At 61.2% G+C, this 23,624-nt stretch carries 23 protein-coding genes; 16 read left to right on the top strand and 7 right to left on the bottom strand.

Annotated elements, in window-relative coordinates:
• The first annotated feature begins 19 nt into the window (after positions 1-19).
• The gene (locus tag X726_RS163915; RefSeq protein ID WP_023681096.1) at positions 20-1,060 is read left to right on the top strand and encodes a UDP-glucuronic acid decarboxylase family protein; all 1,041 of its coding nucleotides are present in this window, start codon (positions 20-22) and stop codon (positions 1,058-1,060) included.
• A 94-nt stretch (positions 1,061-1,154) separates the two neighbouring features.
• Positions 1,155-1,340: a hypothetical protein gene (locus tag X726_RS163920; protein WP_023667982.1), complete on the top strand. Its 186-nt coding sequence runs from the start codon at positions 1,155-1,157 to the stop codon at positions 1,338-1,340.
• 8 nt (positions 1,341-1,348) lie between these two features.
• Here X726_RS163920 and X726_RS163925 read toward each other — a convergent pair whose 3' ends face one another.
• The gene (locus X726_RS163925) at positions 1,349-3,163 is read right to left on the bottom strand and encodes a hypothetical protein (protein WP_245272047.1); all 1,815 of its coding nucleotides are present in this window, start codon (positions 3,161-3,163) and stop codon (positions 1,349-1,351) included.
• A gap of 85 nt (positions 3,164-3,248) precedes the next feature.
• Here X726_RS163925 and X726_RS163930 point away from each other — a divergent pair, with 85 nt between their 5' ends.
• From X726_RS163930 to X726_RS1000000168470, 11 genes are all read left to right on the top strand, one after another.
• Positions 3,249-4,352 (top strand): myo-inositol-1-phosphate synthase, encoded by a 1,104-nt coding sequence (locus tag X726_RS163930; RefSeq protein ID WP_023681094.1) that lies wholly within the window; start codon positions 3,249-3,251, stop codon positions 4,350-4,352.
• Positions 4,349-4,945: a histidine phosphatase family protein gene (locus X726_RS163935; RefSeq protein ID WP_023667978.1), complete on the top strand. Its 597-nt coding sequence runs from the start codon at positions 4,349-4,351 to the stop codon at positions 4,943-4,945. Before X726_RS163930 ends, X726_RS163935 begins: the two co-directional genes overlap by 4 nt.
• 14 nt (positions 4,946-4,959) lie before the next feature.
• Positions 4,960-6,060 (top strand): glycosyltransferase, encoded by a 1,101-nt coding sequence (locus X726_RS163940; protein ID WP_023667977.1) that lies wholly within the window; start codon positions 4,960-4,962, stop codon positions 6,058-6,060.
• Positions 6,060-6,863: a sugar phosphate nucleotidyltransferase gene (locus X726_RS163945; protein ID WP_023667976.1), complete on the top strand. Its 804-nt coding sequence runs from the start codon at positions 6,060-6,062 to the stop codon at positions 6,861-6,863. The genes X726_RS163940 and X726_RS163945 overlap by 1 nt, the downstream gene beginning before the upstream one ends.
• A 3-nt stretch (positions 6,864-6,866) precedes the next feature.
• Positions 6,867-7,628: a TIGR04290 family methyltransferase gene (locus tag X726_RS163950; RefSeq protein ID WP_023667975.1), complete on the top strand. Its 762-nt coding sequence runs from the start codon at positions 6,867-6,869 to the stop codon at positions 7,626-7,628.
• Positions 7,621-8,553, top strand: a complete 933-nt coding sequence (locus tag X726_RS163955; protein WP_023667974.1) for a beta-xylosidase — start codon at positions 7,621-7,623, stop codon at positions 8,551-8,553. Before X726_RS163950 ends, X726_RS163955 begins: the two co-directional genes overlap by 8 nt.
• 7 nt (positions 8,554-8,560) lie before the next feature.
• Positions 8,561-9,718, top strand: coding sequence for a glycosyltransferase (locus tag X726_RS163960; protein WP_023667973.1), 1,158 nt, complete (start codon positions 8,561-8,563; stop codon positions 9,716-9,718).
• 8 nt (positions 9,719-9,726) lie between these two features.
• Positions 9,727-10,704, top strand: coding sequence for a GNAT family N-acetyltransferase (locus X726_RS163965; RefSeq protein WP_023667972.1), 978 nt, complete (start codon positions 9,727-9,729; stop codon positions 10,702-10,704).
• A gap of 4 nt (positions 10,705-10,708) precedes the next feature.
• Positions 10,709-11,611, top strand: a complete 903-nt coding sequence (locus X726_RS163970; RefSeq protein ID WP_023691450.1) for a class I SAM-dependent methyltransferase — start codon at positions 10,709-10,711, stop codon at positions 11,609-11,611.
• A gap of 73 nt (positions 11,612-11,684) precedes the next feature.
• Entirely contained in the window at positions 11,685-11,903 is a 219-nt protein-coding gene (locus X726_RS0134450; protein ID WP_023691451.1) for a hypothetical protein, read from the top strand.
• 141 nt (positions 11,904-12,044) lie between these two features.
• On the top strand, positions 12,045-12,221 hold the full coding sequence (locus tag X726_RS1000000168470; protein WP_023667969.1) for a hypothetical protein: 177 nt from the start codon (positions 12,045-12,047) through the stop codon (positions 12,219-12,221).
• On the opposite strand, the gene X726_RS163975 is transcribed toward X726_RS1000000168470, so the two are convergent.
• The 5 genes from X726_RS163975 to X726_RS163995 form a co-directional block, all read right to left on the bottom strand.
• Entirely contained in the window at positions 12,222-12,785 is a 564-nt protein-coding gene (locus tag X726_RS163975) for a sigma-70 family RNA polymerase sigma factor (protein WP_023667968.1), read from the bottom strand.
• A gap of 623 nt (positions 12,786-13,408) precedes the next feature.
• Positions 13,409-14,380, bottom strand: a complete 972-nt coding sequence (locus X726_RS163980; RefSeq protein WP_023687785.1) for an amino acid ABC transporter permease — start codon at positions 14,378-14,380, stop codon at positions 13,409-13,411.
• A gap of 19 nt (positions 14,381-14,399) precedes the next feature.
• Positions 14,400-15,680, bottom strand: a complete 1,281-nt coding sequence (locus X726_RS163985; protein ID WP_023667966.1) for an FAD-binding oxidoreductase — start codon at positions 15,678-15,680, stop codon at positions 14,400-14,402.
• Positions 15,681-15,824: 144 nt separating this feature from the next.
• Positions 15,825-16,652 (bottom strand): transporter substrate-binding domain-containing protein, encoded by an 828-nt coding sequence (locus tag X726_RS163990; RefSeq protein WP_023736090.1) that lies wholly within the window; start codon positions 16,650-16,652, stop codon positions 15,825-15,827.
• Positions 16,653-16,951: 299 nt separating this feature from the next.
• On the bottom strand, positions 16,952-18,154 hold the full coding sequence (locus X726_RS163995) for an MFS transporter (RefSeq protein ID WP_031214587.1): 1,203 nt from the start codon (positions 18,152-18,154) through the stop codon (positions 16,952-16,954).
• Between the two features lie 176 nt (positions 18,155-18,330).
• Here X726_RS163995 and X726_RS164000 point away from each other — a divergent pair, with 176 nt between their 5' ends.
• The 3 genes from X726_RS164000 (at position 18,331) to X726_RS164010 (ending at position 21,497) form a co-directional block, all read left to right on the top strand.
• Positions 18,331-19,242 carry a LysR family transcriptional regulator gene (locus X726_RS164000; protein WP_033001710.1) on the top strand — a complete coding sequence of 304 codons (912 nt, stop codon included), beginning with the start codon at positions 18,331-18,333 and terminating at the stop codon, positions 19,240-19,242.
• Positions 19,243-19,531: 289 nt separating this feature from the next.
• A complete protein-coding gene (locus tag X726_RS164005) occupies positions 19,532-19,735 on the top strand; it encodes a hypothetical protein (RefSeq protein WP_023667962.1) in 204 nt (67 codons plus the stop codon).
• Positions 19,736-20,522: 787 nt separating this feature from the next.
• Positions 20,523-21,497 carry a L,D-transpeptidase gene (locus X726_RS164010; protein WP_023667960.1) on the top strand — a complete coding sequence of 325 codons (975 nt, stop codon included), beginning with the start codon at positions 20,523-20,525 and terminating at the stop codon, positions 21,495-21,497.
• An 89-nt stretch (positions 21,498-21,586) separates the two neighbouring features.
• Here the strand turns inward: X726_RS164010 and X726_RS164015 are convergent, their stop codons facing one another.
• Positions 21,587-23,557, bottom strand: a complete 1,971-nt coding sequence (locus X726_RS164015; RefSeq protein ID WP_196813856.1) for an adenylate/guanylate cyclase domain-containing protein — start codon at positions 23,555-23,557, stop codon at positions 21,587-21,589.
• Between the last annotated feature and the right edge of the window lie 67 nt (positions 23,558-23,624).

The following is a 23,624-nucleotide window of genomic DNA, read 5'->3' as shown; positions in this document are numbered from 1 at the left end:
CAGACAGGAGAAAACAGCGATGCGACAGACAAGAAAGGCGCACAGGGCAAAGACGGTGCTTGTTGCCGGCGGCGCGGGTTTCCTCGGTTCGCATCTTTGCGAAGTATTGCTCCGCAACGGCTGGCGCGTGATCTGCGTCGACAATTTTCTGACCGGGCGCATGGAAAACATCATCTCGATCATGGACCGGCCGGGTTTCCGGTTGATCGAGCAGGACATCTGCCGGCCACTGGATCTCGGCGAGCCCGTGGATCACATCTTCAACCTGGCCTGCGCCGCCTCACCGCCGCGTTATCAGGCCGACCCGATACACACCACGCGTACCTGCGTGATCGGAACCCTCAACCTGCTCGAACTCGCTGTCCGCAATGACGCGCGACTGCTGCAGGCCTCGACGAGCGAAGTGTATGGCGATCCGGAACAACACCCGCAAAGGGAGGATTATGTCGGTCATGTGAACTGCACCGGCCCACGCGCCTGCTACGACGAGGGCAAGCGCACCGCCGAAACGCTTTGCTTCGACTATCTAAGAGCCGGCAAGGCCGACGTCCGCGTGGCGCGCATCTTCAACACCTACGGTCCGAGAATGGATCCGGCCGACGGTCGCATCGTCTCGAATTTGATCATGCAGGCGCTCGAGAAGCGTCCGCTGACGATATTCGGCGACGGCCAGCAAACGCGATCCTTCTGCTATGTCTCCGACTTGATTGATGGATTGATGCGCCTGATGAACATCGACCCCAATCCGGGCAAGCCGGTCAATCTGGGCAATCCCGGAGAATTCACCATCGTGCGACTGGCGGCATTGGTGAAGGCGATGACCGGCACCAAGTCGGATCTGAAATTTCTGCCCCTGCCGCAAGACGATCCTCGGCGCAGGCAGCCTGATATTTCGCGTGCGAAAACGCTGCTCGGCTGGTCGCCGAGAGTGCCGCTCAACGAAGGGCTCAAGCTGACGATCGATTATTTCGCGGCGCTCGAAGGCACCGGCATCGGCGATCAGATGACAGGCCTTGCCAAAAGGAGACCCGCAGGCGGGCTGCAGAACCTTCCTGCATGACGTGGGCCGCGGCCGGACCTGCCCGGAGATCGTGCGGAACATCCATCCAACCTTGTAGTTTGGCGGGAGGGACCCGATACGGAGGATCATCCTCATGCAACCCAAGCGACCCGCGAAGGATGTCGACAAGATTGCCGAACGCGAGGCGGCTGCCTATCTGCGGCGCTCCTCGATCACCTATCTCGAGTGCTGCGTCAGCCTGATGATGACGCATCTGCAGCGCGAGGAAGTGGCCGCTATTCTCGAGCAGGAAGCAGACATGCTACGAAGGCTGGATTGATCGAAACGCTACACCTGAGATTCGTCCAGGAATCGTATCAGCCCCGCCCTGTATCGGTCTGCGGTCGCGGCCAGCCTTGCTTTTTCCTGGCCATTTTCGGATTGCGCAGCCGTGCTCCAGAGCCCGATTTGGAACGCCAAATAGCAGGGTTCGAAAAAATCGATGTGGCCATTGTCAATATCGAGCCCCATCCCCTCGACCAATGTCGTCACATCGCTGTCGGATAGTCCATATTCGACACGGGCGCCGGCAATGTCCCACTCTATCGGCTGGCAGCCAATCAAATCGTGTGCCCGGCAATGGTCGACGGCATCTGTCTTGAGCACCGTGCCGTCGGCACAAACGAGAAACTCCCACGCGTGAAGCTTTCCGTCGATTTCCACCGGCTGCAGAACATACGCAGGGGTTTTTTTCGAGAGCCAACCGCGCAACGTCGCCGCTCGGTTCTCGCCCAAGGCTTCAGATGTATTGGAAGCAGCCATTTCCGCGAGTGCGAGCAATGATCCACCCGGTTCGCAGGTTCGGAGATTGAGCGCCCGCCAGGTTAGATAGCGCGTCAACTCCGCGACCAGCCTTCCTCTGGGCAGCGGCGCCTGGTCCATCGTGGTGCCGTCAATCCACCGTTCGACCAGAAAGCCGTGGCAAAGCCCGACCACTTGCGATCCCAACCCGGCTTTCCCCAACATTTCCGCGGCTCGTCTCTTACGCCGTCCGGTTTCGCCGAGGCCGGCGAATTTGACGAGCCAGCGACCACACCCCGCGGACGCCAGGAATTTACGCCGCTCGATGCCGCGCGGGCTCGGCGGCCAATGCTTTTCGTCGACGTAGTGGACGCTCCTCCATTCGCCACCAGACAGTTCGGTCAGGCGTAATTCGGGGCTGCCGACCGCCTCGGCCACCCAGTCGCGCAGCGTGGGAATGTTCGAGCTTTCGGGGAAGGTGCATTCGAGCGCCGTCGCCACATGTTTCGGACAGCGCGACCATGTCTCCCTGGCCTCCCGTGACGCTTCGATGCCCGGGTCGCCAGGATGGCTGGGAAACAGGTGAATGCGGTCCATACCAATACCCAGTTCCCGCAGCCACGCGACGACGGCGTGCATCGAACTGCCGGACAGACCGGGACCCTCGTCTACAACGGCGAAGCATGCCGATGGATTGTTCTTCCAGGAAGCGATCGAGCGCGGATCGGCATTGATGTGCCTGCGGAAAGGATGGCCGACCGGACGAACGCTGAACGGCGCCGGCGCGCCAATCGCGGCAGCCACTATGGCGGCAAGCCCCAGGCCGATGCTGCGGATGCCGATCACGCATGTGTTCGCATCGAGACCTGACTCCTGCGCCGCTCCCAAATAGCTTTCGGGATAAAGCGCGTAATGCGCGTAACCCTCGGCCGAACCGGTCAGAACCTCAGCCTCGCAATCCAACCCGTCCAGCAGTTGGAGAAGTCCCGGGTCGATGCCACCGCCCACGGCGAAACCGCTTCGCCACGACTTCGCCACCTCTGCCGCAACACCAACCAGCAATCTGGCGCCTTGCTGTTGCCGCGGCGAAAAGATGTCGATGCCCCTGTTCTCGAAATCGACATCGGCAAGCGCGCGAACCAGTTCCGATACGCTGATGAATAGCCCGACCAACGCGGCATGGCGTCGGACGCCATGAGCCATGCGGTCCAGACTTTGAGCAATTTCGCTCGCAGCATCGCGAAGCCGTTCTGCGCTCTGCCTCCGCTTCTGGTCGCCGTAAACGATCATCGATCGGTTTTCCAATGCTTTGCCTTGCGGCAACGCAGCGAGCGCTGCTTCGATCCATGCTGTCTTGCGCAATTTTTCGGCAGGCCAAGGAACATTCCGGCACGCTGGTGGTTCGGCGGCAGGAACTTACCTTTGAACAGCATAGGGCGGCAGTTTCGTGGGATCGAAAAAGGTTCGTGTCGGTATCGTCGGGGTCGGCAATTGCGCATCCTCCCTGGTGCAGGGCCTCTCCTATTATCGTCACGCAAAAAGCAACGAACCAATCCCAGGGCTGATGCATGCCGACCTCGGCGGTTACCATGTCGACGACATCGAGATTGTCTGCGCATTCGACGTCGCCAGGAGCAAGGTTGGCCTCGACGTCGCTGAAGCAATCTACGCCGCCCCGAACAACACGTTCCGCTTTGCCGATGCGGCGGCAAACGGCGTTCGCGTCGAGCGCGGACCGACACTTGACGGCATCGGAAAATACTTGCGCGACGAAATCGAGGAGGCGCCGGAGCCGGTTGCCGACGTCAGCGAAATCCTGCGCAACAGCGGCGCCGACGTGCTGGTCTCTTACCTGCCGGTGGGCTCCGAGGAGGCGACGCGCTTCTACGCCGAATGCGCGCTTGAGGCCGGCTGCGCCTTCGTCAACTGCATACCCGTTTTCATCGCCTCACGTCCGGAATGGCGCCGGCGCTTCGAGCAGCGAGGGCTGCCGCTGGTCGGCGATGATATCAAGAGCCAGGTCGGGGCGACCATCGTTCACCGCCTGCTGGCCAATCTCTTCCGCGAGCGCGGCGTGCGCATCGATCGCACTTATCAGCTGAATTTCGGCGGCAACACCGACTTCCTCAACATGCTGGAACGCGAGCGGCTGGAATCAAAGAAAATTTCCAAGACCCAGTCCGTGGCCAGCCAGTTCGATGTTCCCCTGGAGCCGGGCAATATTCATGTAGGACCCAGCGACCACGTACCGTGGCTGACTGATCGCAAATGGGCCTATATCCGAGTGGAAGGGACGACCTTCGGCGGCGTGCCGCTCAACGCCGAGCTCAAGCTGGAAGTCTGGGATTCTCCAAATTCAGCCGGCGTGGTGATCGATGCGATACGCTGCGCCAAGCTTGCGCTCGATCGCGGCATAGCGGGAGCACTGACCGGTCCCTGCAGCTATTTCATGAAGTCGCCTCCCGAACAGTTCACCGACGCCGAAGCGCGGCAGCGCACGCTCGCCTTCATCGCCGGCAAGGACGAGCCTTTGCTGGATGCCGCGGAATGACGACAACGTTCTTTTTGATCCGTCATGCAGCGCACGACAATGTCGGCTCCTATCTTGCAGGACGGATGGATGGCGTTTGCCTTGGCGAGGCTGGGAAGGCGCAGGCCGCGCATCTTGGTGGCCGCATGGCCCGGGAGCCGATTGAAGCCATCTTGTGCAGCCCGCGTGAGCGTACGCAAGAGACGGCCGTGCCGATCGCGCTTGCCTGCGGCGTCGGTGAAATCGCGATCTGCGCCGAACTCGACGAGATCGATTTCGGCGATTGGTCGGGAAAGACCTTCGACGAGTTGAATGGCGATGCCGGTTGGCGGGCGTGGAACGACCAGCGGCAGGAGGCCAGGACACCGAGCGGCGAGACCATGCTGGATGTGCAGGAGCGGATCGTCGCACTGATGAACGCAGTGCGCGAGCGGCATCCGAACCAGTGTGTCGCCCTGGTCAGCCACGCCGACGTCATCAAGGCCGCCGTCTGCAAGGTGCTTGGCTTGCCGGTCGGCGACTGCTTCCGCTTCGACATCGATCCAGCCTCGATCACGACGATCGTGTCGGGTGACTGGGGCTCCAAGCTCCTGCGAATGAACGAAGCTGCCTGACGAGGACTTTCCGGATGCAGATGGTCATTTTCGGTCTCACCGTTACATCATCATGGGGCAACGGCCATGCCACGCTCTGGCGCGGTCTGATCCGCGCCCTGGGTCGGCTGGGATGGTCCATCACCTTCTTCGAACGCGATACCCCCTACTATGCCGGGACGCGTGATCTCGATCGGCTCGATGGCGGCAACGTCGTCATTTATCCGGACTGGGAGGACATCCGTCGCGTTGCGGAGCGGGCAATGAAGCAAGCGGATGTCGTCGTCGTCACCTCCTACTGTGCCGACGCCGTGGAGGCCTCGCGGCTGGCGCAGCAGACAGGTCGCGGATTGCGTGTCTTCTACGATCTCGACACTCCGGTCACGCTTGCCCGCATCGAGCAAGGCGAGCGTCCGCCCTATTTCGGACCTGAGGGTCTCGCCGATTTCGACCTCGTTTTGAGTTACACCGGCGGCTCTGCGATCGAGGCGCTTAAGTCGGTTTTGGGCGCGCGTCACGTGGTGCCGCTCTATGGGCATGTCGATCCCGACCAACACCGGCCGGCAGAGAAGCGGGCCGAATTCGCCGGTGATCTGTCCTATCTCGGAACTTACGCGGCGGATCGCCAGGCCGGCGTCGAAAAGCTGCTGGTCCGCCCGGCCGCGCGCCTGCCTGACCACCGTTTCATCATTGGCGGCGCGCAATATCCGCAGGAATTCCCATGGAGCGACAACATCTTCTTTGTCAGGCATCTTCCGCCAGCCGACCATCCGGCTTTCTTCTCATCATCTCGCCTGACACTGAACGTCACCCGGGAGGCGATGGCTCAAAAGGGCTGGTGCCCGTCGGGACGGCTCTTCGAAGCGGCCGCGTGTGGGGCTGCCATCGTCACCGATGCATGGCCGGGCCTGACCGAATTTTTCGAACCCGGCCGCGAAATCTTGTTGGCGCATGACACCGATGATGTGGTCGCCGCATTGCGATTGCCGGAGCGCGAGCTCGACGGCATTCGAAGGCGTGCCCGCGACCGGGTCTTGGGCGAACACACTTCGGCACGGCGCGCGGCGGAACTGGATCGCATCCTGAACGAGGCCTTTCAAAGATCTCCCGGCGAACCGATGAGGGAAGCGGTCTGATGTTGGGCATCGTACCCGCTGCCGGGCGCGGCAGCCGCATTCAGCCGCTCGGCTTCTCGAAAGAGCTGCTGCCGGTCGGTAGCCGGATCGATGGACAGACCGAGCGTCCATGCGCCGTGAGCGAGTATCTGGTACGGCGCATGGTGCAGGCCGGCGTCGACAAGATTTGCTTCATCATCGGATCGGGCAAATCCGACATCCTTGAATACTACGCCGCCGGCTACGGTGACGCGGCGGCTCTCTTCGTGGTGCAGCCGAACCCCGTCGGTCTGTGCGATGCGATCTTCCGGGCGGCGCCCCTCGTCGCGCCCGACGAGGTCGTCCTGGTCGGCCTTCCCGATACGATCTGGTTTCCCGAGGACGGTTTCCGCCATTTGCCCGACGATCAGCTCTCATTTCTGCTTTTCCCGGTGGATCAGCCGGAATTCTTCGACGCCGTCGTCACCGACGTCCACGAGCGCGTGATCGAAATCCAGGTCAAACGACAGGATGCCGCCACGAACTGGGTCTGGGGTGCGTTCAAGATGCCGGGCCATATCCTGCATCAGCTTGCGGCACTCTGGCGTGAGCGCGAGCGCAGTGACGAATATATCGGCACTTTGGTCAACGCCTATATTGCGGCCGGCGGTACAGCTTTTGGTGTCAGGGCTGGGTCGGACTATGTCGATGTCGGCACTTTCAACGGCTATCGAACAGCTCTGCGGTTGCTTGAAAACGACGCCTCATCCGCGCAGCGCCGGCCCACCATGATCATGCCCGGCGCGCAGTCGCATGTACCCGTCGTTCCTGGCGAAGGAGCCTGAGCCATGCTGCATTCCCATGCCGAAATCCGCCGCCGCATCGATGCGCTCGGCCCATGGTTCCACAACATGGAACTTGCCGGCGTCCAAACCGCTCCCAACCATTTTCTGGGCAACTACCCGCTGATCAAATGGCGCAAATTTGCCAATGCCATTCCCGCTGATCTGAGGGGCAAGGCCGTACTCGATATCGGCTGCAATGCAGGATTTTACTCCATCGAGATGAAACGGCGAGGTGCTGACCGTGTCCTCGGCATCGATTTCGATGACGCCTACCTGGCGCAGGCTCGCTTTGCCGCCGAGGTTGCCGATTGCGAGATCGAATTCCAGAAGCTTTCGGTCTACGACGTCGGCTCGCTGCGCGAGACGTTCGATGTCGTGCTGTTCATGGGGGTGCTTTACCATTTGCGCCACCCCTTGCTCGCGCTCGACCTGATCCGCGAACATGTCGCCCGTGACCTGATGATCTTCCAGTCCATGCAGCGCGGCAGCGCGGATCTGCCCGAGTTGGAAGAAAACTATCATTTCTGGACACATGACCTGTTCGACCAGCCGCAGTTTCCCAAGCTGCATTTTATCGAGCACCGCTATGCCGACGATCCCACCAACTGGTGGATTCCAAACCGCGCCTGCACCGAAGCGATGCTGCGCAGCGCCGGTTTCGAGATCGTTCTGCACCCCGAGCAGGAGGTCTATTTCTGCCGCGCAGCCGGGGACCCGGCCGGCGGCGGCGCCATCTACCCCTCGAAAGGACAGCTCCATGATTGAAGCCGCCATGATCTGGAACGAGCCCAACAACAAATCGCATTGGGACCCAGAGCTCGATCCCGATTGGAGCCGCTTTGCCAGGATGGCGATCTTGTCGGCTGACGCAATCGCGTCGGAGAACCCGTCTTTGACGAAAGTACTCGGTGGCATCTCGCCGATAGATCCGGGCTTTATCACCCGCATGAAGGAATTCGGCGTGCTGGACCATGTCGATGCCGTCGCCCTGCACGGCTTTCCGCTCGACTGGAACCTGTGGCAGATCCACGAATGGCCACAGAAGATCGGCGAGATCGCGACCGTCACCAACCTTCCCATCTGGGTCAGCGAAGTCGGCGTATCGACCTTCGGCGCGGAAGAAATCCAGGTCTGGGGGCTCAAGCGCACCGCCGAGTTGCTGATCGGCAACGCACCACGCATCCAGTGGTACAGCCTCTACGATCTTCCGCGCGAATGGGAAGCAACGACGCGGCATCGCGAGGCAGAGGGCTCTTCTTACTATCGACATTTCCACATGGGGCTGCTACGCCAGGACGGTACGCCAAAACCTGCGCTGGAGGAGTTCCTGCGCTACACGCCCGCAATGGGGCTGGTGCAGTGGTTTCATTTCGAGGACGCCCGGCTGGACGATGCCGTCGCCTGGATGAAGCGGCTGGGCGTCACCAATATGCGCACGGGGCTTTCCTGGGCAGACAGCTTCCGGCCGAACGCGCTGGACTGGTTTGACCGGCAGATGGAGGCACTCGCCGATTTCGACGTGACGGTCACCTTTTGCTTTACACCGCAGCATCGCGGAATGATGCCCCACCACACCAGCCCACCTCTGGTGCCGGAGGAGTTCGCGGAATTCTGCGCAACCATGATCCGCCGCTATGCGCCCGGCATGACGTCCGCTTCGCTCCCGACGCGGCGGGCCTCGGCAGCGTGAAAGTGTCATGCTGCCAATGCATCAGACGCCTGACACATTGGACGAATTAGCGGCATCATCGACAGGTGGTGCGGCATACGGGACCGAGGCGCAACCAGCCGCGGCGCTCACTGTCCTCAATGTCGCCTACCCTCTCGCACCCGTCGGACCCGATGCTGTCGGCGGTGCCGAACAGGTTCTGTCGATGCTCGATCGGGAGCTGGTTCGCGCCGGCCACCGCTCTATCGTCATTGGCTGCCGCGGCTCCAGCGCGAGCGGTACCCTTGTGGAAATACCGGCTGAAAACGGCGTGCTCGACGAGGCGGCGAAGAGCCGCGCGCAGCAGGCTCATCGCAAAGCGATCGCCGCTGCCCGCGCCCGATGGCCGATCGATGTGGCTCATCTGCACGGTATCGATTTTCATGCCTATTTGCCCGACGATGGTCCGACCCTGGTGAGCCTCCACCTGCCCTTGGACTGGTATCCGGCCGAGGCTCTGCGACCGACGCGCGACGACCTGTGGCTCCATGCGGTCTCGCCCACCCAGCAGCAAACGGCGCCACCAGGGGCCAGACTGGTGGCGCCGATTCCCAACGGCGTTGACATCGAAGCACTGAGCCTGGTGCAGCCGAAGCGAGACTTTGCCCTGGTTCTCAGCCGAGTCTGCCCGGAAAAGGGCATTCACCTGGCCCTGGACGCGGCCAAACAGGCGGGCGTGCCCCTGGTCATCGGCGGCAAGGTCTACCCCTACGAAACACATACGCGCTACTTTCGCGACGAGGTCCAATCCCGTCTTGATGCTCGCCGCCGCTTCCTGGGCCCGCTCGGTTTTAACGCCAAGAGGCGCTTTCTCAACGCAGCCCGCTGTCTGGTCATTCCAAGCCTCGCCGCCGAGACAAGCTCGCTTGTCGCCATGGAGGCCCTCGCCTGCGGTACCCCGGTGGTCGCATTCCCGAATGGTGCGCTTGCGGATGTCATCGAGCACGGCAGGACGGGCTTTCTCGTCAACACAGTCGACGAGATGGCCCAAGCCATTCTTGCGGCGCCCAGCCTGGACGCCGAGGCGTGCCGGGTGGAGGCGCGACGGCGGTTTTCGCTGGAACGGATGATCTCGTCGTATATGGCTGCCTATCAGGCGCTGGCACAACTTGGCACAGATTGCCGGCGCTTCGCTGCGGCACCGTGAGAAAAGCAGTGTTGCGCAGCGAAATCATCGATGACCCCGTAAAATTCGATGCCTTGACGCCGCACTGGTGGAAACTGTGGGAGCAGAGTTCCTCTGCGACGCCGTTCCAATCCCCCGCCTGGCTGGTGCCATGGTGGCGCGCATTCGCACCCGGTGAACTGGCGACAGTTGCGGTCTGGCGTGGCGGCGATCTGGTCGGGCTGGCGCCACTCTATCTCGAGCATGGAACGGCCGGTTCGAAGCTGCTTCCGGTCGGTATTTCGCTCAGTGATTATCTGGACATCCTGGCTGTCCGGGATATCGAGGCGGCGGTTGTCGCCACCATTGCCGAAACGATCTGCTCGGTCGGGTGGTCACAATGGATCTTGTCTGATCTGCCGCAAAACAGTGCCGGTCTTACGATCGCGCATCCCGGTTTAACGGTCGAGAGGCCGGTAATTCATGCAGCCTGTCCCGTGCTTGCTGTTGCCGGCGACGACACGTTGGCCGGCTGCGTTCCCGCTCGGCGCAGGCGCCAGTTGCGCCGGGCGCGCCAAGCGGCGTCCAGACGCGGCCGGCTCGCGTTGGCGTCAGCGCGGGGCGATCAGAACTTCCTGAACCAATTGATCCGCCTGCACCAGGCACGCTGGGTTGGACATGGAGGTGGTGTATTGGCCGACCCCGCCGTGCAGCACTTCCATGGGCTTTCACTTCCCTTGCTCGATGCTCACGGCCTGGTCCGATGCTGGTTGCTCGCGATCGATGGCACGACTGTCGCCGCCTATTACGGATTTCACCACCGCGGCCGCGCCTATGCCTATCTCGGCGGCCTAGATCCTGCATATGCCGAGGAGAGCCCAGGGGCGATCCTGATCGGCCACGCGATCGCGGAGTCGATCCGCGAGGATGCGCGCGAGTTCGACTTCCTGCGCGGCCAGGAGGCCTACAAATATGGCTGGGGCGCCGTCGACAGGTGGACGATGCGGAGGATCTGGACGCGGAGTTGATGTCATGAGTGTGCACGCGCAGCGCCGGACATCGGTCAGACGGGCGGTCGAAGATTGCATGGCCGATGGTGCCTGCGCCGAAGCTGTTCTCGTCAGGCTGGCGCTTCACCTGCCGCCCACAATTGAAGCGGCGGAATTGGCGGAGTTCGTGCTGAAAGTCCGTCCGGCGGATACCGGCGATGCTGAAAGACTGCGAAAGGTCGCTGGACTGCTGCGCCACAGACCGGGCGTCCTTGCCACTTTGCGAGCGACAGGCGGCGCCGTTCGGCATGAACGCGGTAACGGCGAGACGGATATTGCCGTCGTCACGCGGCTGGCCTCGAGTTTTGATGCCGCGGCAGCAATTTCGACAGCCGCAAGTGTCCAGTTAGGATCCCTTGGCGATGACGAGCGGCTGACAGCCATGACCGACGAAATCGTTGAATGGCTCGAGGCGCGAGAATTCACCGGAATTGAACGAGACATTCTCGACATCGGTTGCGGCATCGGACGTTTCGAGCGCGCGCTGTCCAATTCCTTCAAGCGGATGGTCGGCATCGACATATCATCGCGGATGATCTCTATCGCCTCCGAGCAATGCGCAGCGCTCGGCAATGTCGAACTGCGCCAAACCTCCGGTCTCGATCTGGCCGACTTCGACGACGACAGTTTCGATTGCGTGTTGGCGGTCGACAGCTTTCCCTACCTGGTCCTGGCCGGCATGGCTGAGCGGCTTTTCGATGAAATTGCGCGCGTTCTCAAACGGCCGGGCCGGCTCGCATTGCTCAACTATTCTTATCGCGGATCGCTTTCTTTGGACCGGGCCGACATCGGCCGTCTTGCGCAAGCTCACCAATTGCGGGTCGTCATCGACGGCGAGAAGCCGTTTGGGTCATGGGATGGCGACGCCTTCCTGCTTGCTGGGTGAGACGGAACATTACAGCGCGATGCCGGTTCGGGCGTCGGCACCGATCGGTGTCCTGGATTCGAAGGAGGAGATCATGGCATCCGGCGGCAAAAAGCATTTCGGCCAAGGCAGCCAAGGCAAAGGTGCCGGCGCCGGCGCAATGACCACCTTGGACAAGGACAAGATCGAAGAAAACGCGGTTTTGTCCAACCGCGACAGGAAGCAACATAGCCGAGAGCGCGGGCTGGACGGCAATCGAATCAAGTCCGATCAATTTCAGGATCACGCCGCAAACCGGTTGCTGAAGGACTGACGCCACCGCGCCGCGTCTTGCCGCGGCACGGAGGAAAACTGTGCAAGGGCCGCCGGTGAGCCTCTCGGCGGTCGACAACGCCTTGTAGTGCCGAGCGCTCATCATCAGACTTGGATCTAGGGATGCTATCAAGAGAACGTGATGTCTCATTCGAGCGACGATACCACGGATCTGCTTGTCGAGATGGCAGTGGATCAGGAGATTGCTTCCCTGCTGGCCGCCATAGAGCAGGAAAAGATACCAGACCGCCTATCCAAGCTGGCGATCCAATTGCAAAATGCTCTCGTCGAGAAGCGTCGGCGAGACGTGAAGAGCTGATTATCTGCGGCTGTCGACCTCTATATCGAGCTGACCATCCGACAGCTGATTTCGCCTTTCTATCAATGTCTGCAACGAGCTCTCCCCGAGTAGCTCAAGGATGTTGGCGCGGGCACGGTTCAGCCGGCTCTTGACCGTCCCTACCGCGCAGCCGCAGATTTCGGCGGTTTCCTCGTAGCCCACTCCTAAAACGCCGATCAGCATCAGCACCTCGCGCTGATGTTCGGGCAGCTTTTGGATGGCGCCGTGAACTTCCTTGCTCTGAACGGTCCATTCCTGGGTAGCTTCCGAAATCGGTCTCGAAGACGCGCAGTCGAGAAGGCCTGGCGCTTCCCGTGCAGCGATCTTGATCCGGGTGTAGTAGGTGTTGCGCATGATGGTGAAGAGCCACGACTTCATGCGTGTACCAGGTTCGAACTTGTCGATGTTGGCGAGCCCTTTGGTCAACGTTTCCTGCACCAGATCGTCGGCATCGTCTGGAACGCGGCAGAAGGTGCGCGCGAAAGCCCGCAGGGCAGGTATCAGATCAACGATGGAAACGTCATTGGTTTGTTGGTCGGCCAAGAGATAGCCTCCGGATGACAATGGTCCAGCTCCCAGAAGAAAGAGTGAATGAACGAAGCCAGAGCTAAATGCATGGAAGTTTGGTTCGTTCCCGCCGTTGGAAACAACTCTTCGAAAATTCCACCGGGCGCGAACACGCCGACTACGGTCTTCCCCCAACCACGCCCACTTCAAAGGAACGAAACACCATGCCGAGCTTCATTCCCGGGAAGTCTCGCCGGTGCGTTTGGCTGTGCAGGGCATGGACCGAGTCGTGCGGCTGGTAACGCGCAAACCACTGCTGACAAACCTATTGGCGAACCACGTGGCGAACTCGGCTACCATCGATACATAGCGATAATGGTTGGCCGGAGACATGTTAGAGTCATTAATTTTGTTAACTTATTGGCGCGGGTGAAATCCAGCAATCGGTCGTAGTTGCCGGGCGGTCGGCCAACGAACATGCTCGTCCAGCACTTGCTCTATTCTGCCCTCCGATCGGGCTAAGCCGATGAAATACCGGGTTGATTCACCCCTCACGACGTCGCCGAACGGCATGCTGTCGCGTACAATCTGCAGCTGCTCTCCGAAGCTGGCTGTTGCGGTGCTGTGCAACTCGCTTTGGCGAAGATCACGGATGACGATCAGCGCTTGAGTGAGCGCCCGAACCGGTCCTCGATCCGCGACTGAAGGAACTCGAGCCCCATCGAGAGCAGCCAATAGATCATCGAGGCGGTGATGAGCATCTCGATGTGGCGGAACTCGGTCTGGCCCTGCGTGCGTGCGAGATACATGATCTCCCAGACCCCGACCACCGAGACCAGCGAAGAATCCTTCAGCATCGCAATGAACTGGTTGCCGGTCGGCGGCACGATGACGCGCATCGCCTGCGGCAGGATGACCAGGAACATCGTCTGGTTAGCGCTAAGGCCGAGTGCCGTAGCACCCTCGGTCTGGCCGCGCGAGATGCTTTCGATGCCGGCCCGGAAGATCTCGGTCATGTACGCGCCGTAGCAGAGCGACAGCGCCATGATGCCAGCCGGCACGGCGCCGATCACGTAGCCAATCTGCGGCAGGCCGAGATAGATGATGTAGATCTGCATCAGCAACGGCAAGCCACGAAACAGAGAGGTATAGAAGGTCGCCAAGCCATAGACCACGCCGTTGCGGGAAAGTTTGGCGATGGCGCCAACGAAGGCGATGAGGGTGGCGATGGCGATCGAAATGGCCGAAATGTAGAGGGTCGTCACCACACCCTTCGAGACGAGGAAGCCGATCTTCTTGGCGATGAACGCGAAGGACAGGTCGAAGGAATAGAAAAACAACATTAGCAACACGAACAGCTCTATCCAAACTGCCACAATCTGCTGTTTGCGGCTGAGATACCGCAGCGCGTTCCAGTTCGCCACCAAGATCAATGCGATCAGCACCGCCGAGACCGCCCGCCCGACGTCCGGGTTGGCGGCGAGCCACTCGACCGACCCCGGAACGAGCTTGCCGAGCCAACTGGCTTTGATGCCGAGCCCATACAGGCCGGCGGCGATGGCGGCGAGCACGAAGAACACGCCAACGCGGCGCGCCGCGTCCGGGTGGTTGAGCAATAGTCGGCCGATCACGTCTTCGATCTCCCTGCGGTCAGCGGGCCCGCTCGCGCCACCAATCCTGCGCCTGCAGCTTCCAGTAGGTGAGTTGCGCAACCGCAAGTCCAGCCGGGCCGCCCGCCCAGGCAAGGCCGAAGGGTGTGAACAGCCGGTAGCGGTCCGATTGTCCCAGTATGGCTTCGGCGATCAACTTGCCGGCGATCGCCGTGGTGTTGATGCCATGGCCACCAAAAGCCGTGAGGTACCAGACGCCCGGCTGCAACGGGCCTATCTGGGGCATCATGTGCCGGGCATAAGACATGAGCCCGGACCAGGCGAGTTCGGTCTTGAGGTGTTCGAGCTGCGGATAAGTGGTGACCATCTCACGGCGCAATTGCCTCGCCAACACGCCCGATGAGGCTGCCCGGGTGGTGATGCGCCCTCCCCAGAGCAGCCGCCTGCCGTCTTCGACAACACGGTAATAATCGCCTGCGCGACGGTTATCGCCGACGGCGTCGGTCGTCGTAATCGACTTGGCGATGAGGTCAGGCGCCTCCTCGCTCACCATAACGTAAGTGGCGATCGGCAGGAATGCCCGCTGCAGCCGACCGACCAGTGGCCCCGTATATCCGCCGGTGGCAACTACGGCCTGGCGGGCGCGCACTTCGCCGCTGTCGGTACGCAAGATCTTTTCGGCGCCGTCAAGGTTGGCTTCAACGGCAGCCGTTCTCTCGTATATCCTGCCGCCCAGCCGCTCGATCTCGCCAGCAACGGCGCGCAGATAGTTAAGCGGATGCATGTGGAAGGCGCTGGGATCGCGCAGGCCTTGGTGGTAGCGATCCGAATGCAGCACCGCTCGCACCTGGTCGCGATCGAGATAGTCGAGCCGATAGTCGAAATCCCGCGCCAGTTGCTCGGCATATGCCTTGAGCGCGGCGCCACCATCGTGGCGAAGCACGCTCAATATACCGGAGCGCGGCTCTGCCGCCTTGATGTCGAGATCGCGGATCGTCTGCCGCACGAAGTCGACGCCTTCGATGGACAGGCGGTGCAGTTTTTGTGCCGCGTCGACGCCGGCCATCGCGGCGATGTTGTCGGTGCCGGTGGCGAAACCCGGATTGACGAAGCCGCCATTGCGACCGGAAGCGCCGAATCCTATCCGCTGCGCCTCAAGCACGACGACCTGCTGGCCGGCGCGAGCCAGCTGCAACGCCGTCGTCAGGCCGGCCAGTCCGCCGCCGACAACGACTGTCTCGCACTCGGAAACGCCGCTCAGCGGCGGTCTGATGGTGTTGTCGGCAAGCGTGCGTCGGTAATAGGTGTCAGGACATGTCATGATCAATATGATGAGGTGGCGGCACTAGAGCATTTTGCAGGCAGGCGGAGCCGCCCGGTGTCGTGGAAATGCGGCTGAAACAAAACAGATGGAGCGGGATGTTCAATTGAATGCATCCCGCTCAAGCTTTATCCACGACGCTCCTCAGTCGGCGCTGTAATCCTTGCCGTACCACTTGGTGGTCAGTTTCGCGAGGGTACCGTCCTTCTTCATCTCGTCGAGAATGCCGCCGATCTTGGCATTCCACTCGGCATCACCTTTTTCCGCGATCACCACCAGCGGCTCACGGAAGGCATAGCCGCCTTCCAGGACACGCAACGGGTAGCCGTTCTTTATCGCGTTCTGAGCCGTCTGTTCTGGTGCGATGACCGCGTTGAGGCGCACGCCGTCGCCAAGCCTCAAATCGTCGAACGGCAGCATTGAGTCGGCGAAAGTCCTGATCTCACCTGGCTCCAGCTTGTATTCGATGGGCGGCAGGCCGGGAGCATCGATCTCGAGTTGTCTGCGGATGAAATCCTCCGACGTGGTGGCGGTCTCGACGCCGATGATCTTACCGTTCAGGTCGGCGACCGATTTGGCCGGGCTGTCCTTGTGAACCACGTAAACGTAGGGGCTATAATAATAGATGCCTTCGAAATCGATCACCTTGGCCCGCGCTTTGGTCGGCGTCACCGAGCCGACACCCAGATCGTAGCGTCCCTGCCAATGGCCGCCCGTCATCGTCGCCCAGTCCGGCGTGTCGAAACTGACCTCCACACCGAGGCGCCTTGCGATCTCCTTCGAGACGTCGATATCGAAGCCGACCAACTGATTACTGTCGTCGAGGAAACTCTGCGGCGGCCAACCGCTGTTTGTGGCGACCACCATTGCCTTCTTCGAGGTAACCCGGTCGATGGTTTCACCCGCCGACGCCGCAGACGCGAACGCGAGCGTGGTAGTGGCCAAGGCCAGCCACGCGATCAATTTCCTCACTTGAACCTCCCTCTTCATCGTCATTCAGACATATGCTTCCCAGAGCGCGCTCCCGTAGAGAAACAGTAATTGAGAGCGCGGCATGAGATCGATCTCATATCAGCACACATATCGACGAGGGGATCAAGTCCTTTTTCAAGTAGCCAGTTGTCCTCCGGGGGCGCAAAGCATCGGCACCCGCACGGTGCGGCGGAACCCGCGTTTGATGTGACGCGCGTGACTTTCAAGACAGAGGAAACGAAGATCTACTTCAACCTATCACATCATTGGCAGATGGGCGGCACAGGATGGCTTGCTGTCTACGAGTTTCCGATGTTCCGGTTAAGCATGGGTGCGCGGCACACCGGCAGCAGCACCAGCAGGATGATGGCGGAATCGACCCAGAGGACCCTGTTCACGCCCATCGTGTCGACGATCTGACTGGTCGCTAGGGTACCCACGGAGATGGCGAGATTGAAAGTGAAGCAGTAGATGGCCGTCGCGGTCTCCGCGCTTTCTGATGCTGCACTCAGCACCCACGTCTGCAGCGTGATGGGCGCCGCGCCATACGCGAAGCCCCACACCAGCAGCAGGATGGTTCCAGTGAGCGGCGTGACCCCGAGCAACGGGAAGAGAGCCAGCGTGGCGCCGACCCCAATGACGACACAGGTCAATGTGCGACCGACGGATTTGGCGGCCCAGACGCCTGCGACGGCGTTGCCAATCATTCCGAGAATGCCATACCCCAACAGTAGCCAACCTATGCTCCCTGAAGTGACGCCCGAGACCTCCAGCAACACTGGGCTCACGAAAGTGTAGGCACCGTAGTGGGCAGCCACCAGCAGTGCGGTCGCAACCACGCCCGCCAGAAGGGCGGGATTGCGCAATTGTGCACGCAGGGCTTTTACCTCCACAGGCTCCGCGGCCTCCAGCTTCGGAAGCACAAGCAGGGCGGCGAGCAGTATGGCAAGGCTCAGGCCGGCGAGAGACCAGAACGCGCCGCGCCAGCCGACTAGATCACCGATGATCGTGCCGGCCGGCACGCCCAGCACCGCAGCGGCACTTACACCGCCGAAGACAATAGTCATGGCGCGCGGCACGGACGGTCCAGGAACAAGGCGTACTGCGATGCTCCCGGCTATCGCCCAAAAGCCACCGATGGTGATCCCGACGAGCAGCCTGGACGCGAGCAGAACGGGAAAGTTCGTTGCGAGCGCTGAAATCACGCTCGCCGCAGCCATTACCGCGAGCAGGCCCGCCATCAGAATACGCCGGTCGAGCCTCCCCACTGCCAACGGCAAACCGATAGAAGCGAACGCCGCAATTACGCCGGGTATCGTCACCGTGAGACCGCCACTCCCAATAGAGACATTCAACTCGGAAGAAATTGCCGGAATCAGCCCCACAGGGAGTTGCTCCGCAGTGATCATCGAAAAAATACCCAGCGATACAGTGAGCACGGAGAGCCACATGCGAAAAGTGGCTCCCTGTTTCTCCCGAAGGGCTGCTTTGGTCAGAGACATGATCACCTCCAGCCCGCGAGAAGGCACTCGACGCCAACGTTTCGGGCAAACGTTAGAGAGACGGATCGGGCAATTGATCCCGGCCTGGTTTCAGATAATCTGTCCACTGCGGATTGATAATCGAGGGAGATATGGATGGTGAATTCACGAAACGTGAATGAAAGAGGTGATTGCAGTTGGACCGGCTGACCAGCATGACCGTGTTTGCCAACGTCGTCGGTGAAGGCAGCTTCGCTGGAGCGGCCAAGCGGATGCGACTATCGCCAGCGGCTGTGAGCAAGCATGTCCAAATGCTGGAAGAGTGGCTTGGCGCACGCCTTCTCAACCGGACGACCCGGCGCATCAGCCTGACAGAGCTCGGCGCCTCCGTCTACGAGCGCAGTCTGCGCATAATCGAGGATGTCGAGGAAGTTCGTACGAGCGCGGCCGAGAGCAAGACACGTCCGACCGGCTCACTGCGTGTCAGCGCGCCGATCTCCTTCGGCGCGATGCACCTTGGGAGAGTCGTTGCAGAATATCTCGCGGTCTACCCGGAGGTGTCGGTTGAGTTGGTGTTGGACGACCGTGTGGTTGACATCGTGGAAGAGGGCCTGGATGTCGCGGTACGCATCGCTCCACTCACGGTTTCCAATCTGGTTGCTCGCCGAATCGCGCCGTCACGCGAGGTGGTCTGCGCTTCGCGCGATTATCTGGACAGACGCGGGCGTCCCACAAAGCCGTCGGATCTCCACGACCATGATTGTCTGGACTACGCGTTGCGCGCCAGCCGCGGAAAATGGCGGTTCGACGGACCAAAGGGGCAAGTGGCGGTAAAAATCACTGCACGGATGACGGCAACGAACGGGCAGCTCCTGCGCGATGCGGCGCTGGGTGGAGCAGGCATAGTACTTTGCCCCACTTTCCTTGTTGGAGAAGCCATTCGTTCGGGCCAGCTGGAGACAGTGATGCCCCAGTTCAAGCCGGTAAGCCGGTCGATCTACGCGATGTACCCGTCAAGAAGGCATCTTTCCGCCAAAGTTCAAAGCTTCGTGACGCTTCTCGCCGCCCACTTTGGTGAGAACCCACCTTGGGACAACTTTGGAACATGACGACTGGAATGTTGAGCCCAGAGGCCGCGCGCACTTGCACGGCCTTACTGTGCATGGGACCAGCACCCAGGGCCAAGGGCCGGTGCATATCGAGCCGTCCAGCACCTTTTCGAGACTGAAGCATCCGCTATTTGCCGACGGTCAGTCGCTGAGGCTCAATCCACCGCCCATCCTAAGCGCCGCCACAGCGCGAGTTGTAGCATCTGCGGTGTCTCTGGTTCTCTGCGGCCACCGGCGGAACGGGTTGTAAGCAGGCGCGTTCCTCCAGCGTCAAGCTTGGAGAACATACATGGATGACGAACTGCGCCTGAAGTTACAAGAGCTGAGCCAAAGCATGCAAACGCGAGCGGCCGAACTTTCGACGCTCGGCGGCAGCGCAGACATAAGTACGGTGATGTCGGGGATCGCCGTCGCTCTGGAGGCGCTGCTGGTGATTGCCGAAGAGATGAAAACGCCACGTTCCGGCCCTTCGGTCCTGCCCGACGCTACATGAACATCTCCGATCGTTTGGGAGAGGCTCCAGAGCGAGAGCGCCTACCGCCCACCAGCAAATCGCTCGCCGAGGAACTGGCTTTAATCCACATTCCGGGTTGGAGAGTGGAGAGCGCAATCTACTCGGTGGAGTACTCCAGGTGGGGTGAGCGTCGGCAGAAATGGATTTTGCACTCGACGATGCCTTTTGGGTAATCGAGGACGGCCTTAGGACGGAGGACCACGATGGCTTGGATGGCCGCAATTTGCCCGATTACAGATGAGCAGGCGCTCGTTAATTCGGAGACAGTTGGTGACATCCGGGAGTTTCGCTGTCCGAGTTGCGGCGACTTCAAATCACGAACTCGGCCACCGCGATGTTCAAAGGCCTATCGGCAGAAGTTGGAGCGCTTCGAATACGCTAGGGCAATCGCGGGCGACAACGCGATCACAGTGACGACGGAACATGGATCTATCGATCCCGAAGATCAATAGAATACCCGCCCGACAAGCCGGTTCCCAGCGCATCTCCTCACTTGCTGCCCTGAGACCATTTGACTGCCGGTCCAGGTAGTGGGCAGTTTGAAGGTAGAAGCTCACGTCAACATGGCCAGGCCATTTTTACACTGCCGATCTGCGCGGCCAGCAACGCCTCTCGTGAGGGGCAAGGCATGGGCATCGAACGTCTCGGACCGGTCGGCGGCATAAGGCTGGTTGCCTATGATCCTCCTACCGGCGAATGGAACCAGATCTGCCACAGCGCGTCATAGAAGCAGATCAGGTGCGATTTAACGTAAGGAGTGAAATCGATGATCAGGCTCCTTCTCCTCCTCGCCATTGCACTCGCCTTCGCATGCGGCGGGACGGAGGCGGCCAAGCTGGACCTAGCCGCGGTAAATCAGGCGCAATTCTCCGCCGGCGATCCGAAAGGGCTCGATCCTGCCGTGCTGAAGGCGCAAATTTTTTTGGATCGTGCGCGCTTCTCACCGGGGCTCATCGACGGCCGCCTTGGAGAGAACTTCGCCAAGGCGGTCAAGGCCTTCCAGGCGTCGAACGGACTGGCGCCAGATGGCAAGCTCACCCAGGCGACTTGGGACAAGCTGATGGCAACCTCCACCAGCCCAGCTCTGGTCACCTTTGAACTGACCCGCAAAGATGTACGCGGCCCCTTCACCAAACGCATTCCGCGGCGCATGGAGAGGATGGCTCGCCTGAGAAGGCTTGGCTATCACGACTCGATCGAGAAGCTGGCGGAGCGCTTCCATGTGAGCGAACCATTGCTCAGGAGGCTAAACCCAGGCACCGGATTCAGGAAAGCTGGAACCACGCTGCTGGTACCAGATGTTGGCCGGGGTGAACCTCCCGCCACCATTGCCGGCGTCGAAGTCGACAAAGGCGCTCATCAGGTGCGCGTGCTCGACCCCTCCAATAAAGCGCTTGCCGTCTACCCTGCCTCGATCGGGAGCGACGAGAAGCCGGCACCAAGTGGGCAGGCAGAGATCCAAAGGGTGGTGCACAACCCGACCTATCACTACGATCCCGATTTTGCATTCAAGGGAGTCAAAACCAAGCGGCCCTTCACCATTGCTGCCGGCCCTAACAATCCCGTGGGATCAATCTGGATCGACCTCTCCATCGAAAGCTACGGCATTCACGGCACGCCCGAACCCGGCAAGATCGGGAAGACCTTCTCTCACGGCTGCATCAGGCTCACGAACTGGGATGCCGAGGACCTCGCCTCAATGGTGCACAAACATATGAAGGTGACTTTCAAGGACGAGTGAACGCAAGCCGTCGCATCCCTCGATGGTCGCCGAAACAAGATGTCCGTCTGTGCCCGTGACAATTGCATCTTGCGATCCGCTGGATCCGATCAGCGGATGCTCCGGGTTCGGGGTGTCAGGTCAAGCGGCGCCATTTGCACGGATGGCGGCGAACCAACCACCATGGCGGGGGCGCCAGATTGCTCACCACGTTGGCTCTCTACTTCGCGGCTCATACCTTGTTGAGCAGCTTGCATCTCCGGAACGGTGAAAACCGGGACCTCGCCCTTGAAACCCTGGAGCTCAAAGGCGCCCGCCTGAACGACCGGCATCGATGCTCCTGCCGCAAAGCCGGGTCCAAGCACCAGGGGGATGCCCAGCTTCTTGGTCGTCGATTCGAGCCGTGCCGCGCGGTTCACGGGGGAGCCGATCGCGGTGTAATCGAAGCGCCGTTCGGAGCCGAAATTGCCTACCGAGCAGATGCCGGTCTCGATGGCGACGCCGATTTCGATGGATCGATGGCCATCCGCGGTGAAGGCGGCGTCTTCGCGCCTCACCCGCTCGATAAGGGCAAGGCCCGCGTCCAGCGCACGCTCACGATGATCGGGTTGATCTAGCGGTGCGTTCCAGAAGGCCAGTACCGCATCGCCCATGAACTTGTCGATGGTGCCGTCGCGCTTGAGGATCTCATCGGTCGCAATGCCGAGGAAATGGTTGACCACCTTGGCGATCTCTTGGGTGTCGAGCTGTTCGCTCATGGTCGTGAAGCCACGTATGTCGCTGATCAAAATGGTGATCTCGCGCTTCTCGCCGGACAGGATTGCCTCGGTGTCCGAGCTTGCGAGGCGCTGCACCACGGAGGGCGACAGATATTGGGAGAACTGTCGCGTGAGGGTGGACCGGCGCTGCTCGCTGCGCCTGTAGAGGACATAGCCTTCGAAGCCCGCAACCATGATGGTTGCAAGCGCCGGCTGCAGCGGGTCATAGAGTGCACCCTGCAGGCTGTACTCGAGAGCGCCGAACACGAACGGCGTGACGGCCAGCAGCGCCAGGGAGAGGGCGCCAAGCACGACACGCCCGGCGAGCACTCCGGAAACCCCGATGAAAACGACGGCACTGAGGAGAAACCAGAGCCGCTCGAGCATACGCGCGTGCGCTGGCTCTGCCAGGAAGCGCCCGGCAAGCATCTGGCCGATCGCATCGGCGTGGATCTCCGCTCCTGGTCGCGCTGGACTCGTCGGCGTGGGCAGGTACTGCGTCAGGCCCACAGCCGACAGGTCGACAATGGCGATGGCGTCCCGCAGCCGCGGATCGCCATGGCCCGAAAGGATAGTGCTGGCAGACAGGCGAGGCGTGTCGGTGGCGGTTTCCCAGAGGCGGATGCTCCCCTCCGGCTCGAGCGGCACAATGGCGCCTGCCATCCTGAGTGCGTCGAACCCGGCTGCATTCATCCGGGCTGTGTAACCGTCCTGTCCAGCGTAAAGGCGCAGGAGCTCGAGTGCGAAAGACGGCCACAGCTGCGCGCGTTGAGGGGTGTTGCGAAGCCAGAGCAGCGGCACATGGCGCAGTACGCCGTCGGGATCGGGCAAGGTGCGAATCACGCCGAGGCCTGCGGCGGCGTTCGAGAATTCGGCAAGCGACCCGGTAAGACCGGTGAAGCCGGGAAGTGTATCGGGTACTTGCCCGACGATCGACCAGCCGGCTTTGGGTTCTGCTTCTGAAACCGTCGCTTCATTGCCCAGGCTGACGGCAAGCGCCGTTCGATTTTTGGACAGCGCCGCTGCCAGGCGCTTGTCTCCGGCCATGCCCTCAGGCGAGGTGTCAGCCTCGGGGAGTACCAGCGCAAGCCCGACCACCGCCGCACCGGACTGCGTGATGCCATTGACCAGATCGGCCAAGAGGCCACGGTTCCAGGGCCATCGCCCATGTGCCTTGAGGCTGGCGTCGTCTATCGAGACGATCACGACAGGATTGCTCGTCGCCTGACGTGGGGCGAGAAACTGATAGAAGTCGTACGTCCGCTCACGCAGGCGCGACAACGGCCCGTCAAAAGCCAAATGGCAAGCGAGCAGCAGGAGCACGACCACAAGGCCGGATATTTTGCGTCTGCCGGCTTGCCGCCAATCAGCCCAGCGCCTACCGACCGAG

It is taken from the genome of Mesorhizobium sp. LSJC285A00, assembly GCF_000503155.1.
Taxonomy (GTDB): domain Bacteria; phylum Pseudomonadota; class Alphaproteobacteria; order Rhizobiales; family Rhizobiaceae; genus Mesorhizobium.
Note: the sequence above shows the minus strand (reverse complement) of the source record. Positions and strands in the feature narration are given on the sequence as shown.